The following is a 14,973-nucleotide window of genomic DNA, read 5'->3' as shown; positions in this document are numbered from 1 at the left end:
AAGGGTTCCGGGCAGGCCCGGATCAGCCCTCCGCCCGGCGAGCTCGCCGGACCGGGCGCCGGGCGGCCGCGTGCCGTCCCTCGGCGCGGGGCGCACTCACGCCCGCCCGCTCCTCGACCATGTCGTGCAGCTCCTGTTCCCGCTCGTTCATGCCCGCGCGCACCTCGGCGCCGAACGAACCCACGGCGCCGGCCAGCTCGCGCACGGCGTCCCCCAGGTTCGATGCTAACCCGGCCGGAGTGGCCTGACGAGCGGTTTCGGCGGCCTTGCGGGAGAGCACGACCCCGGTGACGACGCCGACGCCGAGCCAGAACAGCCGCTTCATTTGCCGGCCTTCCGCGCGGCCTTCAAGGCGCTCTTCTTCTTGCGCGCCTTGATCGCCTTGGACAGGCCGTAGGACAGCGCCGCGGTCTTGACCAGCGGGCCGCCCAGGGTCGCGGTGAACACCGACGCCAGCGCGGAGACGTTGCCGGTGACCGCCTGCGCGTTCGCGGTGATCCCGTCCACCCGCTCGAGCTGGGTGTTGACGTGCGTGATCGTCTCGTTCGCGCCGATCAGCAGCGGATCGGTGTTGCTGTTGGTGCGCTCGATCGCCTCGGTGGCCGCGTCCAGCGTCTTGCCGAGCTTGATCAGCGGGATCGCCAGCAGGACGACCAGCACCACGAATGCTCCTGCGGCGATCAACGCGGCGATCTGCCCTGCCGACACGGGCCCTCCTCGGTTCAGGGGTCGGGATGCCGGTTGAGGTTACCGCCTGGGCCGGTCCCCGACCGTGTCACCCCGCCGGGCCGGAAAACGTCCTCGCCCGGAGCCGGTCCGGCTCGGCGGTTCCCCGGCCGGTGGTTCTCCGGCCGGCGGTGGTCACCTGCCGAAACTGTCGGTGCCGACCGGTAGAGTCGAAAACGGGGGGCGCCCCGGCGGCCCGGGCTCTTCTTCGGCGCTCCTACCGCTCTTTCAGCACCGCGCGGTACAGCGCGGCCATGTCCTCGTCTCCGTGCCCGGCCTCGACCGCCGCCTCCAGGTGGGCCAGCACCGCCTTCGCCCCCGCCACGTCGACCTCCTCGCCCGCGGCCTCCACCACCAGGCGGGCGTCCTTCGCCGCCAGCCCGGCCGGGAACGACGCCGGGTACTCGCCCGCCAGCATCGCGCCGCCCTTCACGTGCGCGTAGCCGACGTCGAGGCCGCCGCCCTTGATCGTCTCGAGGAACAGGGCCGGGTCCAGGCCGAGCGCGCGGGCCAGGCCGAGGCTCTCCGCCGTCGCGTTGGTCAGGGCGAGCACCCACGCGTTCATCACCAGCTTCAGGCGGCTGCCGCGGCCCGCCGGGCCGAGCCAGATCGTGCGCATGCCGACCGCGTCGAACACCGGCGTCGCCGCCGGCCGGGACTCCTCCGGGCCCGAGCCCAGCACCAGCAGCTGGGCCTGTTCCGCGGGCTGGCGGGTGCCGAGCACCGGGGCGTCGACGAACACGACCCCCGCCTGCTCCGCCAGCGCGGCGAGGCGGTCGGTCCAGTCGAGGCCGACCGTGCTCATCTGCAGCCACAACGTTCCCGACGCAGGCGAAGCGGCTTCGAACGCTTCGGCCACGGCGGAACCGTCGGCGAGCATCGTCACGAGGATGTCCGCGCCGTCGGCCGCGGCGGACGGCGAGCCGGCCACCGTGGCGACGTCGGACAGGGGTTCGGCTTTGGCCCGGGTCCGGTTCCAGACGCGGACGTCGAGGCCCGCCTTGGCGATGTTGGCCGCCATCGGGGCGCCCATGATCCCGGTTCCGAGAAACGCGACAGTCATGCCGCCATCGTCGCGGAGCCGGGCCGCGGCCGCGCGCTCAGTAGTCGCCGAGCAGGCAGAAGGGGTGGCCCGCCGGGTCGGCGTAGACGCGCCAGCCCCGGCCGCCGAGGTCGGGGTCGAGCAGTCGGCCGCCGTTGGCCAGGACGACGTGGTGCGACTCGCGGAAGTCGTCGACCTCGAAGTCGAGGTGGAACTGCTGCGGCAAGGTGGGGTCCGGCCAGCTCGGCGGCCGGTGGTCGGGGGCCCGCTGGAACCCCAGGACCATCCCGTCGACGTGCAGGGTCGACCAGTCTTCGTCCACGCGCCACCGCGGGTCGGGCCGGTCCACCTCGCCGCCGAGCAGGGCCTGGTAGAAGCGGGCGAGGTACAGGGGTTCCGGGCAGTCCAGGACGATGCACTGCAGCGTCGCGGGCACGGGCACGCCTCCTGCCGTCGCGGGGCCTTCGGTGTTCGGGCCACCTGAAGGGGGAAGTTTACGAACTCCGATGATCTTGGCCGCCGCGGCCCGCGTTCCGCGTGAACGGCGTTCAAAAGGGCCCCCGGGCGCCTCACTCCCCGCGGATCGTCCGGCGCAGCTTGGGAACGCGCTCGGCCAGCGTGCGCTCGGCACCGCGCTGCGTGGGCTCGTAGTAGTCCCGGCCGACCAGTTCGTCCGGCGGGTACTGCTGGGCCAGCACCCCCTCGGGCACGTTGTGGGGGTACCGGTACCCCTGGGCGTTGCCCAGCTTCTTCGCCCCCGCGTAGTGCCCGTCGCGCAGGTGCGGGGGCACCGTTCCGGCCAGCCCCGCGCGGACGTCCGCCAGCGCCGCGTCGATGCCCTTGATCACCGCGTTCGACTTCGGCGCGGTCGCCAGGTGCACGGTGGCCTGCGCCAGCGCCAGCCTGCCCTCCGGCATGCCGATGAACTGGACCGCGTGCGCCGCCGCGACCGCCGACTGCAGGGCCGTCGGGTCGGCCATCCCGATGTCCTCGCTGGCGTGCACGACCAGGCGCCGCGCGAGGAACCGCGGGTCCTCGCCGGCTTCGATCATCCGGGCCAGGTAGTGCAGGGCGGCGTCCACATCGGACCCGCGGATCGACTTGATGAACGCGCTGATCACGTCGTAGTGCTGGTCGCCGTCGCGGTCGTAGCGCACCGCCGCCTTGTCCACTGTGGACTCGACGATGGCCAGGTCGATCGTCTTCGCCTCGGTGGCCGACGCCGCGTCGGCGGCCGCCTCCAGCGCCGTCAACGCACGGCGCGCGTCCCCGCCTGCGAGCCGGACGAGGTGGGCGCGGGCGTCCTCGGTCAGGGTCAGCTCGCCGCCGAGGCCGCGCTCGTCGGCCAGCGCGCGCTCGATCAGCTCCGTGATGTCCGCGTCGGTCAGCGGGCGCAGCTGCAGCACCAGCGACCGCGACAGCAGCGGCGACACGACCGAGAAGGACGGGTTCTCGGTCGTCGCCGCGACCAGCAGCACCGTGCGGTCCTCGACCGCGCCGAGCAGCGCGTCCTGCTGGGTCTTGGAGAACCGGTGCACCTCGTCGATGAACAGCACCGTGTTCTCGGTGTTGTACTGACGGCGCCGCCGCGCCTCCTCGATGACCCCGCGCACCTCCTTGACACCGGCCGAAAGCGCGGACATCGCGACGAACCGGCGGCCGGTGGCGATCGAGACGAGGTTGGCCAGCGTCGTCTTGCCCGTGCCGGGCGGCCCGTAGAGCAGCACGGACGCCGGCGCGGCACCCTCGACCAGCCGCCGCAGCGGGGCGCCTTCGCGCAGCAGGTGCTGCTGGCCGACGACCTCGTCGAGCGAGCGCGGCCGCATCCGCACGGCCAGCGGTGAGCTGGCCGGATCGGCCTGCGTTTCCGCGCCCGTGTTCGACGTCGTGCGCTCCGGCGGAGGCGCGATGTCGGCGTTCACGGTGAAGAGCTCGTCCTGTGCCACACCGATGACGTTAACCGACCCCACCGACAGAACCGCTTGCCCCGGTCCCCGGATCGGCAGTACCGTTTGAATGACTGGTTGACCGAAAGTGCGATTCGGGTCAACCGGTCAAATGCTCAACGAAACCACAGGTGGAGACGCATGAGCCATCCCAACCGCGAGCGCGCCGACCGGATCCTGGACGCGGCGGGCGAGCTGCTGCTGCGCATGGGCTACCGCAAGGTGGCGATCGACGACATCGCGCGCGCGGTCGGAATCGGCAAGGGCACCGTCTACCTGCACTGGCGCAACAAGGAGCTGCTGTTCCAGGCGCTGATGCTGCGTGAATCGGCCGATCTCACCGACGAGATCCTGAGCGCGATCAAGGCCGACCCGGCGATGATCCTCCCGCACCGGATGATCTCGGCGTCGTTCCTCACCACCCACCGCCGTCCGCTGGTGATGGCCATGCTGCGCGGCAACGCCGAGATGTTCGGCTCGATGGGCGATCTGGCCCTGCGGAAGCAGCAGGACCAACTGCGCGCGCAGTTCGAGGAAACGATGCTGCGGCACGGCCTGGTCCGGACGGACGTGCCGAACCTGTCCTTCGCGCTCAACGCCACTTCGGTCGGCTTCTACTTCGGCGGAACGATCAGCGACGAGTTCGACGACATCCCGCTGGAGGCGAGGGCGGAAGCCCTCGCGCACGTCATCCGTGCCGCGTTCGAACCGCCCGGCGAGCCCGATCCCGCGGCGGTCAGGGAAGTGGCGGCGGAACTGAGTTCGACGCTCGAGGAGCTCGTCTCGGGCTACCGCAACGGGATCTACGCACACGATCCCACCAGGGCCTCCGGCTGATTCGTGAGGCCACACCGGGGAAAGGGGCGGAAATGACCAGCACACTGGCCGACACCTGGGGACTCCACGAGGCCCAGTTCTGGCTGCGGGGGAAGCAACCGGAGCGGCGGATCGAGTTCGCCGAGGAACTGGGGATGTGGAACGTCTACGGGCACCCGGAGATCGAAACGATCCTCCGCGACCCGGCGACCTTCTCGTCCGACACCACGCGGCTGATCCCGAAGGACCTGATGCCGGACCCCGACTACGACATGTCGACGGGCAGCATCCTGCAGCTGGACCCGCCGCTGCACAACAAAATGCGCAAGCTCGTCAGCCGCGCGTTCACGCCCAAGGTGGTGGCGGACCTCGAGCCGCGGATCGCCGCGATCACCCACGAGCTGCTGGACGCCGTCCCGGCGGGCGACCGGCTGGAGCTGGTCGAGCACCTGGCCTACCCGCTGCCGGTGATCGTGATCGCCGAGCTGCTGGGCGTCCCGGCCGGCGACCGGACCCTGTTCAAGGGCTGGGTGGACAAGATGTTCGAGTCCGCCAACCAGGTTTCGCTGGTGAAGAAGGACGAGAACCAGGACGCGGCCATCCGGTCGTCCATGGAAGGCCAGAAGGCGCTCGCCGACTACCTCGGCGTGCACGTCGACGAGCGGCGCAAGCAGCCGCGGGAAGACCTGCTGACGAAGCTGGTCGAGGCCGAGCTGGACGGCGAACGGCTGTCGCGCTCCGACGTCGTCAACTTCGCGAACATCCTGCTGCTGGCCGGCCACATCACCACGACGATGCTGCTCGGCAACGCGGTGCTGTGCCTGGACACGCACCGGGAGTGGGACGAGCGGGTGCGCGCGGACCGCTCGCTGGTGCCGCCGATGATCGAGGAGTCGCTGCGGTACCTCACGCCGTTCGCGGCGGTGGCCCGCACGACCACGCGGGAGGCGGAAATCGGCGGCGTCACCGTGCCGGCGGACCAGATGCTGCTCTGCTGGGTGGCGGCGGCCAACCGCGACGAGCGGGTGTTCCCGCACCCGGACACGTTCGACCCGCTGCGCGCGGAGAACCCGCACCTGGCGTTCGGCCGCGGGATCCACTTCTGCATCGGCGCACCGCTCGCGCGGCTGGAGGGCCGGGTGGCGCTGGACATCCTGTTCGACCGCTACCCGGTGCTGCGCACGATCACGGGCGAGCCGCCGAAGTTCCAGGTCAACCCGAACATGACCGGGGTGCGTGAGCTGCCGCTCACGACGAAGTAGGCCGGTTGCGCCCTGGGCGAAATCGGTCGCCCGGGGCGCTCGGCGTGCCCCATCGTGGACCGGTGCAGGTGGCGGTGCTGGCGGACGTCCACGGGGTCCTTCCCGCGCTGGAGGCGGTCCTGGCGGAGCCGGACGTCCGGGCGGCGGAGAAGATCGTGCTGCTCGGCGACCTGCTCGCCGGGCCGATGCCGGTGGAAACCCTCGAGCGGCTCCAGGCACTGGGCGACCGCGCGGTGTGGGTGCGTGGCAACGCCGACCGCGAGCTGGCCGAATCGGCGCGCACCGGCGGCACGTTCGTCCCGGACCCGATCTTCCCGTGGGCGGCGAAGCAGCTGCGTCCGGCGGATCTCCCGGTGCTCGACGCGTTGCCGCTGACGGTGACCTTGGACGGCGTGCTGTTCTGCCACGCAACCCCGCGCAACGACACGGAGATCGTGCTCGTCGACTCGTCCCCGGAGCGCTGGGCGGAGGTCCTGGAGGGCGTGGCCGAGCCGACGATCGTCTGCGGGCACACGCACATGCCGTTCGTGCGGCTCGTTGACCGGCGGCTGGTGGTGAACCCCGGCAGCGTCGGAATGCCGTACGGGGCAAGGGGTGCGCACTGGGCGCTGCTCGGAGACGGCGTCCGGTTGCGGCGCACGGAGTACGACGTCGAGGCGGCGTGCCGGTTTCTCGTTGCGCGGTCGGGCTATCCCGGCATCGAGGAGTGGGCGGATTACTTCGTCCGCCATCCGGCGTCGGACGTGGAAGCGCTGCGGGTGTTCAGCGGGCGCGGAACGAGTTCCACATGATGACGGCGGCGTAGGGCAGGAATTCGCGGCCGCGGCGCCAGAGCCACGGGATTCCCTTGAGCACCAGCCAGCCCACGTGTCCGGTGGTGCTCGGTTCGGCGCCGCCGCTGCAGGTGAGGCTCACCGGTTCCGGCACGGCGAACCCGGCCTCGGCGAGCAGTCCGGTGAAGCCGTCGGCGAGCATGCGGTGGCCCAGTTCGGAGGGGTGCAGCCGATCGACGCTCCAGGACACGAGGTCGTAGGCGCCGGGCAGCCGGTCGAGGTCGAGACAGGGCACGCGTTCCCGGGCGACGACGTCGTCGATGGCCGAGTTGAGTTCGGCGACGCGGGCGCTGAGAGCGCGTTTGAGCGACGGCGGCAGGCGGAAGACCTTGCTGTGGTCGTGGAAGCGGACGGGCACCACGGTGGTCCCGGTCGCCCGCAGGCGCTGGATGACTTCGGCGAGATCGGCGGCAACGCGGCCGGCGTCGAAGTCCGGCCGAAGCGTGTCGTTCATGCCGGCGACGAGCAGGGCGACATCGGGCCGGTGGGCAACGGCGGCGGGAAGCTGTTCGGTGAGCACGCACCGCATCCGCGCCCCGGCGAAGGAGGGGTTGAGGTAGCCACTGTTTTCAACACCGAGAGCGGCCGCGACCAACGGGCCCACCCCGCGCCACCCACCCCGCCGCGGCAGCGGATCCCCGAGGCCGACGGCGGTGGAGTCCCCGAGGACGGCCAGCCGCCGAGCTCGTTTGAGCGAGGGTTCGGGCGGCTCGGGCCGGGCGGTGACATCGACGCTCATCACGGTCACGTGCACGACCATCGGCCACCCAGGCTCACACCCGGTGAGGACGAGGTAACACGCCTGCGACACCGCGCCTAATTCTTGACGCGCACCTCACAGGAGCCGGATATGTCCTGTTCGGGAACGGGCGCGAACGCCAGGAATGAGTCATTCATGTCATCCCAAGCCAGGAATGAGTCATTCAAGACGCGAGGAGCGGCGCAAGGCGAAGCGAGCGACACCAGCGGTGCCCCACCAACCACACCCCCTGCCGACCCGATACGCAGCCGCCTCAGCGGCCGCCAGATTGTGTCAAGGCACGCTTTCCCGCCTTGACACAACCTGGCGGCCGTTGAACATCCGGCGTTCGGGCCGGCGGGGAAACCCCGGTAGAGAAACCCCGGCAGAGCGCCGGTCGGTGCCCACCACCCCGAAGCCGCGATTGTGACTACGGCCGGCAGCACCGCGTCAAGGCGGGAAAGCGTGCCTTGACCCGGCACTGCCGGCCGTGTTCTGGCTTCGTATCGGGGTGCAGGGAGGGGTCTGGGTGGGTGCGGGTTTGAGCATCAGCGTCCCGTTCACGCCGGTCGAGCACCTGAGGCTGCAGCCCCCTCCCCGACGCAGAACCCACCCACCCCAGGGGGCCGGTCCCAGTTCCAGTCTACCGGCGGCCTCCGACAAAACCGCTGATCAGAGCCGGATTGTCCACACCCCGCCAAGCTTGTGGATGACCAGGAACCGCGAGCAACCAACCGCCACCCGGCCAAACCCCCCCCCGCTCACCGGAACGCGGGATAAAAAGCCAGATCAGCATGCGGCCCCAGCCGCGCCGCGAGCGCAGCCGCCACCCGAGCCGCGAACTCCGAAACCGCCGTCATCCGAACGTACCCGGCGTGCTTCGCCAGATCCCGCCACCAGGTCACGAAAGCCGCCTCCCGGCTGACCGGCGCCGCGTGGCGGGACAGGTTCAGCGACCCCAGCTCCTCGCCCGTGATCAGCCAGACCCGCAACAGCTCGCTGGCGGTCAAGTGCGTCGCGAGGACGTCGTCGTCCGCGAACGCGGGCCACACCCCGACCACCTCGGCCCGCCACGCCGCGATCATCGCCTCGCTCATCCCCGCCGGGAGGGCGAGCGCGTCCGGCCAGCCGGCGAACGGCAACCGCAGATGGGCCGCGTCCACCAGCGCCGACCGCACGCAGCCGTTCTCGAAGTCGAGGAACCGGACCCCCTGCCCCGTCACCAGGTTGTTGTCCGGGCTCAGCTCGACCGGGCTGAACGCCCGGAACCCCGCCGCCCGCGAGTGCTCGACCGCCGTCGTCACCTGGGTGCGCACCTCGTCCGGCACCGGGATGCCCAGTCGCTTCTGGATCAGCGGTGGGACCCGCGCACACAGCTCGTCGACGCCGTCGGAGTCGCCCTTCGCCGGGGCGCCGAGGCGCCGCAGCAACGCGTTGAAGTCCGCTTCCCGGCCGGCCGTGCTCGCGTGCAGGCGGCCCAGCGACCGGGCCCAGGACAGCAGCGCCCGCTCGGCCGCGCGGGAGTCGCGGGCGTAGAGCTTGTCCTCCAGCGTCGGCGTGCGGCCGAGGTCCTCCAGCACCAGCACACGGTCGCGGCCGTCGTGGGCGACCAGCTCCGGGCACATCCGCTCGTCCGGGGCCAGCGCCGTGAACAGCTGGTAGCTGACCGCCTCCTGGGCGAACGGGTCGGCGCCGGACTCCGGCGGGTCCGGATAGTGCTTGATGACGAGCGTGCGCGGCAGCGCGAACGACGACACCACCCGCGCGCGGACCACCGTGGCCGGGCCGCTCCCCGCCAGGTCCTCGGGCCCGACCAACGTGATCGCGCTGCCGAACCGGCGCGAGAGAACGGACTCGCCCGCCGCGACCGCCGCGGCGATGGCGAGCTGCTCGGCTCCTGCCCCGACTCCAGCGTCGCCGGCGGAGGAGGTGTCGACTGTCATTGTCACCGACCCTACTCGTGACTGAGCAACCATGACTACTGACATCCGGACAAGAAGGAGCATCCCGGCCGGAAACGCATCACCCGCGTGAAAGCGGACGCGTTCCCACCGGTGAACGTTGCCCATTCCGGCGCACGATCAACACAATGGCCGCAGCTGCAACGATTCCGAGAAGGTTGACCAGCAGCTGACCGACGGACTGGAGACACCGGCTCCACTCCCCCGCCACGGCCGCGACGACCGCGTAGCCCGCGGCCGGCACCGTGGTCACGGAGATGAACACGCCCACCAGCGCGGCCGACTTCGCCGACGTCATCGCGAGCATCCCCGCGGCGCCGGCCAGCATCGCGACGACCAGCGACGGCACGCCAACCGAGAAGACGAAGTCGACCTCGTGGTTGTTCTCCAGCCGGAACGCCGTTTCGCCGAAGACGTCGGTCGCGCGCACGAGCAGCGCGCCGCCCAGCGTCACGACCATCGCCAGCGGGAAGCCCGCACCCAGCGCGGCGGCCGCCCGGCGGACGAGGTCCCAGCGGCGCAGCACGAGCCCGACCGCGAACGCGGCCAGCGGCCCGAACTCCGGGCCGACGACCATCGCGCCGACGATTGTCACCGCGGAGTTCGTGAGCACGCCGGCCGCGGCGAGCAGGCAGGCGATGGTGAGGAAGGCCAGGAACGTCGCGTTCATCCGGGATTCCTCGCCGGTGCGCGCGACCAGCTCCTCCCACACGACGGCGTCCGCGGCTTCGCCCGGCGCGGCCTCTTCCGCCCGGTCGGCGGCGTCGGACAGCGCGGTGTCGAGCGCTTCCAACGTGATCCCGCCGGTGTGGTCGAGGCCGAGGCCGCACAGCGCGTCGATGATCTCGTCCGCCGCCTCGCGGGCGATGTCGGCCTCGATCAGGTCGCCCGCGGGCTCGACGGCGGCGCCGCGGTGCACGACGAGGTGCGCGCTGCCGGCGTGGGCCCGCAGGATGTCGAGCGCCTCGGCGGTCTTGTCCGGCGGGCACACGGCCCTGAGGTGCAGCACTAGTTCTGCGGCGGGGTGGCCGGCTTCGCGTCGATCCCGGCCTCCTTGCGCTGCTGCGCGGTGATCGGTGCCGGCGCCGCGGTCAGCGGGTCGTAGCCGCCGCCGGTCTTCGGGAACGCGATCACGTCACGCAGCGAGTCGGCCTTGGCCAGCAACATGACGATGCGGTCCCAGCCGAACGCGATGCCGCCGTGCGGCGGGGGGCCGAACTGGAAGGCGTCGAGCAGGAAGCCGAACTTCTCCTGCGCCTCCTCCTCGCCAAGGCCCATGAGGTTGAAGACGCGCTTCTGGACGTCGCCGCGGTGGATACGGATCGAGCCACCGCCGATCTCGTTGCCGTTGCAGACGATGTCGTAGGCGTAGGCCAGCGCGTTGCCCGGGTCCTGCTCGAACTTGTCGATCCACTCCGGGGTGGGCGAGGTGAACGCGTGGTGCACCGCGGTCCACTTGCCGGAGCCGACGGCCACGTCGTCGCCGATGTCCTCGACCGGCGCGAACAGCGGCGCGTCGACGACCCACACGAACGACCAGGCGTTCTCGTCGATCAGGCCGAGCCGCTTGCCGATCTCGTCGCGCGCGGCGCCGAGCAGCGGCTGCGTCGACGACGCCTTGCCCGCGGAGAAGAAGATGCAGTCGCCCGGCTTCGCGCCCGCCGCCGCGGCGACGTTCTCGCGCTCGGTCTCGGACAGGTTCTTCGCGACCGGGCCGCCGAGCGTGCCGTCCTCGTTCACGAGGATGTACGCGAGGCCCTTGGCGCCGCGCTGCTTGGCCCACTCCTGCCACGCGTCGAGCTGGCGCCGCGGCTGGTCGGCGCCGCCCGCCATGACGACCGCGCCGACGTACGGGGCCTGGAACACGCGGAACGGCGTGTCGGCGAAGAACTCCGTCATGTCGGTGATCTCGAGGTCGAAGCGCAGGTCCGGCTTGTCCGAGCCGTACTTGGCCATCGCCTCGTGGTAGGTGATGCGCGGGATGGGCCGCGGGATCTCGTGCCCGATCAGCTTCCACAGCGCGGAGACGATGTCCTCGCCGAGCTTGATGACGTCGTCCTGCTCGACGAAGCTCATCTCGATGTCGAGCTGGGTGAACTCGGGCTGGCGGTCCGCGCGGAAGTCTTCGTCGCGGTAGCAGCGGGCGATCTGGTAGTACCGCTCCATGCCGCCGACCATGAGCAGCTGCTTGAACAGCTGCGGCGACTGCGGCAGCGCGTACCAGGAGCCGGGCTTGAGCCGCGCGGGCACCAGGAAGTCGCGCGCGCCTTCGGGCGTCGAGCGGGTCATCGTCGGGGTCTCGATCTCGACGAAGTCCTGGGCGTGCAGCACCTCGCGCGCGGCGCGGCTGACCTCGCTGCGCAGCCGCATGGCCGCGGCCGGGCCGCTGCGGCGCAGGTCGAGGTAGCGGTGCTTGAGCCGGACCTCTTCACCGACGTCGACGCGGTCGTCGATCGGGAACGGCAGCGGCGCGGCCTCGGAGAGCACCTCGAGCTGGGTCGCGAGGACCTCGATCTCGCCGGTGGGGATCTCGGCGTTGGCGTTGCCCTCGGGACGCTTGGCGACCTCGCCGACGATCTTCACGCAGAACTCCGACCGCAGCGCGTGGGCGCGCTCGGCCATCTCGCCTTCGCGGAAGACGACCTGGGCGACGCCGCTGGCGTCACGGAGGTCGATGAAGATGACGCCGCCGTGATCGCGCCGCCGGGCCACCCATCCGGTGAGGGTGACGGTCTGTCCGGCCTGCTCGGCACGCAGGGTGCCGGCGTTGTGGGTGCGGAGCACTGCGACTGCTCTCCTTCGACATGGGTGGTTCGCCTGTTGAGAAGGCTAACGAACCACCCAGCCTACGAGTTCGGCAGCCTCACCTCACGGCGGCCCACGGTCCGCCACTTTCCCTATGAAAGTTCCCCGCCCGGGTGCTGGTCAGAGGACGTATCTGGGGCGGGTTTCCAGGGCGGCGACCAGGCGGTGGGCCTGGGCCAGGTAGGCCGCCACCTGGTAGATGCGGCCGCCCGGGTTCGCGACCAGCCAGCTCGCGGCCGCGGACGCCGAGGCGAAGAACGGCTGTCCCGCGCAGGCCACCGGGTCGACGCCGTCGAGCCCGAAGCCCAGGTCGACGGCCGCGACCACCGCCGCGGGCGGGTCGACCAGGAGGATGCCCTGCGGCATCAGCTCGATGCGGATGTGCGTCCCGGTGACCGGGCAGACGGCCGCGGCGTGGACGCGCTCGCCGGTCGCGATGGCCAGCAGGAACATGTCGACCGTGCCGTCCGGGCCCGCGCCGAGGGTGCCTTCGGCCGGTTCGAGGCGGTGGTGGGCGCCGCGGGGCGCCGGGCCGGTCGAGACGAGGTCGCGGTGCAGCGTGAACCCGATCAGTTCGACCAGCCGCCGGGCCTCGGCCGGGGTGACGCCGACGGTCGCGGCGAGCCGGTCGACGCCCACCGGGTGGCGGCCGGCCCGCGTCAGCTTCAGTGCGGCCCAGGCGAGCCGGGCGGCCGCGACGCGGTCGGTCTGCGAGGTCGTCATCGTCCGGCTCCTTCCGGGCTCGATCCCTTCGACGTTAGGCGCCGGTGCGGCGGGACGACAACGACACGACCGGACATTTTGCCGCAAACCGAAGACACCGGGCCCTGAACGCCCCGAACGGCCCAGTACGTCACCCGGTGGATCCGCAGAGGACCCTCACAGCAGGCGCAGCTGCTCCGCGGGCGCGGCCTCGGCCGCCGGCAGCTCCGGACCGCGCGCGTCGAACGCGGACCTGCGGTCCAGGCCGTGCCGCCGCAGCAGCGGCCCGACGCGCTCCGCGAGCCCCTCGCGGTAGGCCTTCCGCACGTAGCTGCCCCGCGCGTACAGCTCCCGGTACCGCGGGACGAGCTCCGGGTGCGTGCCCGCCAGCCAGCGGCCGAACCACTCGCGCGCCCCGGGCCGCAGGTGCAGCGCGAACGCGGTGACGCTCGTCGCGCCGACGTCGGCGAGCCGGGCGAACAGCGCGTCCAGTGCCTCCTCGGAGTCGGTCAGCCACGGCAGCACCGGCGCCACCAGCACCGAGCACGGCAGCCCGGCCTCGCGCGCCTTGCGCACCAGCTCCAGCCGCGCCCGCGGGCTCGGCGTGCCGGGTTCGAGGCGGTGCTGCAGCTCTTCGTCGAGCAGCGCGATCGACACCGCGAGCCCGACCGGCACGTCGCGGGCGACGTCCTTCAGCAGCGGCAGGTCGCGGGCCAGCACGGTGCCCTTGGTCAGCACCGACAGCGGTGTGCCCGAGCGCGCCAGTGCCGTGATGATGCCGGGCATCAGCCGGTAGCGGCCTTCGGCGCGCTGGTAGGGGTCGGTGTTGGTGCCCATCGCGACGTGCTCGCGCCGCCACGACGGCTTCTTCAGCTGCGCGGCCAGCACCTGCGGGGCGTTGATCTTGACGACCACCTGGGTGTCGAAGTCGCGGCCGGCGTCGAAGTCGAGGTAGGTGTGGGTGTTCCGGGCGAAGCAGTTGTGGGACACCATGCCGTCGGCCACGAAGTCGCCGGTGCCGGTGGTGATGTCGAACAGCGGCAGCTGCAGGCCCAGCGGCTCGATCGCCTCCACGCGGCGGCGGCTCGCGCCGATCACCGCGCCCTCGAGGGACCGCTTCCACGTCACAGCCGGGTTGCTGACGTGGAAGAACCGCAGCACCTCGCCGACTCCGCCGAGCAGCCGGACTTCCTGGCGCGTCGGGAACTTCGGCACCTCGTCGAGCTGGTGGGTGAAGCCGAAGCGGGCGAGCGCGGCGGTGAAGGCCTCGGCGATCTCGGGTTCGTCGTGCGCCACCGCGAGGACACCGCGGCCGTAGTCGCCCGCGATGTCGAAGACGCCGGCGAGGAACCCGCGCTGCCAATGGGCGTCCGGATCCGGCGGCACCTTGAGGAAGCCGACCGACGCCCCGAAGTCCGGTAGGTAGCGCAGCGCCCGCGCGGCGGCGTCCGGCTCGGCGGCGAACCCGCCGGAGCGCAGCATCCCGCACAGGTAGCCGGCCCGGTAGCCGAGCGTCTCGTCCGGCGTCGGCGCGAACCGGCCGACGCCGATCAGCTCGGCGCCGGGCTCCAGGTGCGGCCGCTGCGCGGCGCCGAACTTGCTGCCGGTGACGTGCTTCCAGCCCTTGCTGGTGAGGAACCGGTGATCACCGCCTGCCACGAGCCGGGTGCCGTCTTCGAGGGTGACGCGGTAGGCGGCGCGCAGGGTGGTCCAGTGCGCTTCGACCGTGGTCGGCACCAGCCGCCGGGAGGCACCGTGGCCGCGGGTGCCGTAGATCGCGTCGCCGACCTTCAGGTCCGACAGCGCCTTCGTCCGGCCGTCGGCCATCAGGATCCGGGTGCCGCCTTCGAGGCAGTAGGTGCAGGCGTGCGAGCAGCCGCGGTACGGGTTGACGGTCCAGCCGAAGGGCACGCCGGAGCCGGCGGGCACCTTGTTCAGCACCGACCGGGCGTGCACCTCGTGAAAGGTGACGCCGTCGAATTCCGGTGACCGCACCGAGCGCACCAGGCCCTCGAGCCCGGGCAGTGCCGGTTCACCCTCCCCTGTCCGCTGCCGATCCCATCGCACGGCGCCAGTCGAACATATGTTCTAGACGAGTGTCAAACCGGTTCGGGACGAGTGGATCAGGTGGTGCTGCTGTG

Annotated in this window: 14 protein-coding genes; 3 read left to right on the top strand and 11 right to left on the bottom strand. The window is 71.6% G+C overall.

Annotated features, from left to right (window positions below; all coding sequences use genetic code 11):
- Window positions 1-22 precede the first annotated feature (22 nt).
- The 5 genes from ACFPLC_RS29160 to ACFPLC_RS29140 form a co-directional block, all read right to left on the bottom strand.
- Entirely contained in the window at window positions 23-325 is a 303-nt protein-coding gene (locus tag ACFPLC_RS29160; RefSeq protein ID WP_378208115.1) for a hypothetical protein, read from the bottom strand.
- Window positions 322-708 carry a DUF948 domain-containing protein gene (locus tag ACFPLC_RS29155; RefSeq protein ID WP_013224580.1) on the bottom strand — a complete coding sequence of 129 codons (387 nt, stop codon included), beginning with the start codon at window positions 706-708 and terminating at the stop codon, window positions 322-324. The genes ACFPLC_RS29160 and ACFPLC_RS29155 overlap by 4 nt, the downstream gene beginning before the upstream one ends.
- 235 nt (window positions 709-943) lie before the next feature.
- A complete protein-coding gene (locus ACFPLC_RS29150; RefSeq protein ID WP_378208112.1) occupies window positions 944-1,789 on the bottom strand; it encodes an NAD(P)-dependent oxidoreductase in 846 nt (281 codons plus the stop codon).
- Between the two features lie 37 nt (window positions 1,790-1,826).
- Window positions 1,827-2,204, bottom strand: coding sequence for a VOC family protein (locus tag ACFPLC_RS29145; protein ID WP_378208109.1), 378 nt, complete (start codon window positions 2,202-2,204; stop codon window positions 1,827-1,829).
- A gap of 133 nt (window positions 2,205-2,337) precedes the next feature.
- Complete coding sequence (locus tag ACFPLC_RS29140; protein WP_378208107.1) at window positions 2,338-3,714, bottom strand: replication-associated recombination protein A; 1,377 nt, start codon at window positions 3,712-3,714, stop codon at window positions 2,338-2,340.
- A 141-nt stretch (window positions 3,715-3,855) separates the two neighbouring features.
- On the opposite strand from ACFPLC_RS29140, the gene ACFPLC_RS29135 reads away from it, so the two are divergent.
- The 3 genes from ACFPLC_RS29135 to ACFPLC_RS29125 all read left to right on the top strand — a co-directional run bounded on the left by ACFPLC_RS29135 (window position 3,856) and on the right by ACFPLC_RS29125 (window position 6,583).
- The gene (locus ACFPLC_RS29135; RefSeq protein WP_378208104.1) at window positions 3,856-4,551 is read left to right on the top strand and encodes a TetR/AcrR family transcriptional regulator; all 696 of its coding nucleotides are present in this window, start codon (window positions 3,856-3,858) and stop codon (window positions 4,549-4,551) included.
- A 32-nt stretch (window positions 4,552-4,583) separates the two neighbouring features.
- Entirely contained in the window at window positions 4,584-5,792 is a 1,209-nt protein-coding gene (locus ACFPLC_RS29130; protein WP_378208101.1) for a cytochrome P450, read from the top strand.
- A 62-nt stretch (window positions 5,793-5,854) separates the two neighbouring features.
- On the top strand, window positions 5,855-6,583 hold the full coding sequence (locus tag ACFPLC_RS29125; protein ID WP_378208099.1) for a metallophosphoesterase family protein: 729 nt from the start codon (window positions 5,855-5,857) through the stop codon (window positions 6,581-6,583).
- Here ACFPLC_RS29125 and ACFPLC_RS29120 read toward each other — a convergent pair.
- The 6 genes from ACFPLC_RS29120 to ACFPLC_RS29095 form a co-directional block, all read right to left on the bottom strand.
- On the bottom strand, window positions 6,555-7,385 hold the full coding sequence (locus ACFPLC_RS29120) for an SGNH/GDSL hydrolase family protein (protein WP_378208096.1): 831 nt from the start codon (window positions 7,383-7,385) through the stop codon (window positions 6,555-6,557). The two genes, ACFPLC_RS29125 and ACFPLC_RS29120, sit on opposite strands and share 29 nt — an antisense overlap.
- A 740-nt stretch (window positions 7,386-8,125) precedes the next feature.
- On the bottom strand, window positions 8,126-9,307 hold the full coding sequence (locus tag ACFPLC_RS29115) for a phosphotransferase (protein WP_378205853.1): 1,182 nt from the start codon (window positions 9,305-9,307) through the stop codon (window positions 8,126-8,128).
- Between the two features lie 79 nt (window positions 9,308-9,386).
- Window positions 9,387-10,334, bottom strand: a complete 948-nt coding sequence (locus ACFPLC_RS29110; protein ID WP_378205850.1) for a DUF389 domain-containing protein — start codon at window positions 10,332-10,334, stop codon at window positions 9,387-9,389.
- Window positions 10,334-12,109, bottom strand: coding sequence for an aspartate--tRNA ligase (gene aspS / locus ACFPLC_RS29105; RefSeq protein ID WP_378205847.1), 1,776 nt, complete (start codon window positions 12,107-12,109; stop codon window positions 10,334-10,336). The genes ACFPLC_RS29110 and aspS overlap by 1 nt, the downstream gene beginning before the upstream one ends.
- A 141-nt stretch (window positions 12,110-12,250) precedes the next feature.
- Window positions 12,251-12,853 (bottom strand): organomercurial lyase, encoded by a 603-nt coding sequence (gene merB, locus ACFPLC_RS29100; protein ID WP_191316296.1) that lies wholly within the window; start codon window positions 12,851-12,853, stop codon window positions 12,251-12,253.
- A gap of 156 nt (window positions 12,854-13,009) precedes the next feature.
- Window positions 13,010-14,899 carry an intein-containing Rv2578c family radical SAM protein gene (locus ACFPLC_RS29095; RefSeq protein WP_378205844.1) on the bottom strand — a complete coding sequence of 630 codons (1,890 nt, stop codon included), beginning with the start codon at window positions 14,897-14,899 and terminating at the stop codon, window positions 13,010-13,012.
- Window positions 14,900-14,973 lie beyond the last annotated feature (74 nt).

Origin of the sequence: Amycolatopsis plumensis, from assembly GCF_042652605.1 — a bacterium.
Classification (GTDB): Bacteria; Actinomycetota; Actinomycetes; order Mycobacteriales; family Pseudonocardiaceae; genus Amycolatopsis; species Amycolatopsis plumensis.
The sequence above is the reverse complement of the archived record's forward strand: the minus strand, read 5'-3'. Positions and strand labels throughout refer to the sequence as shown.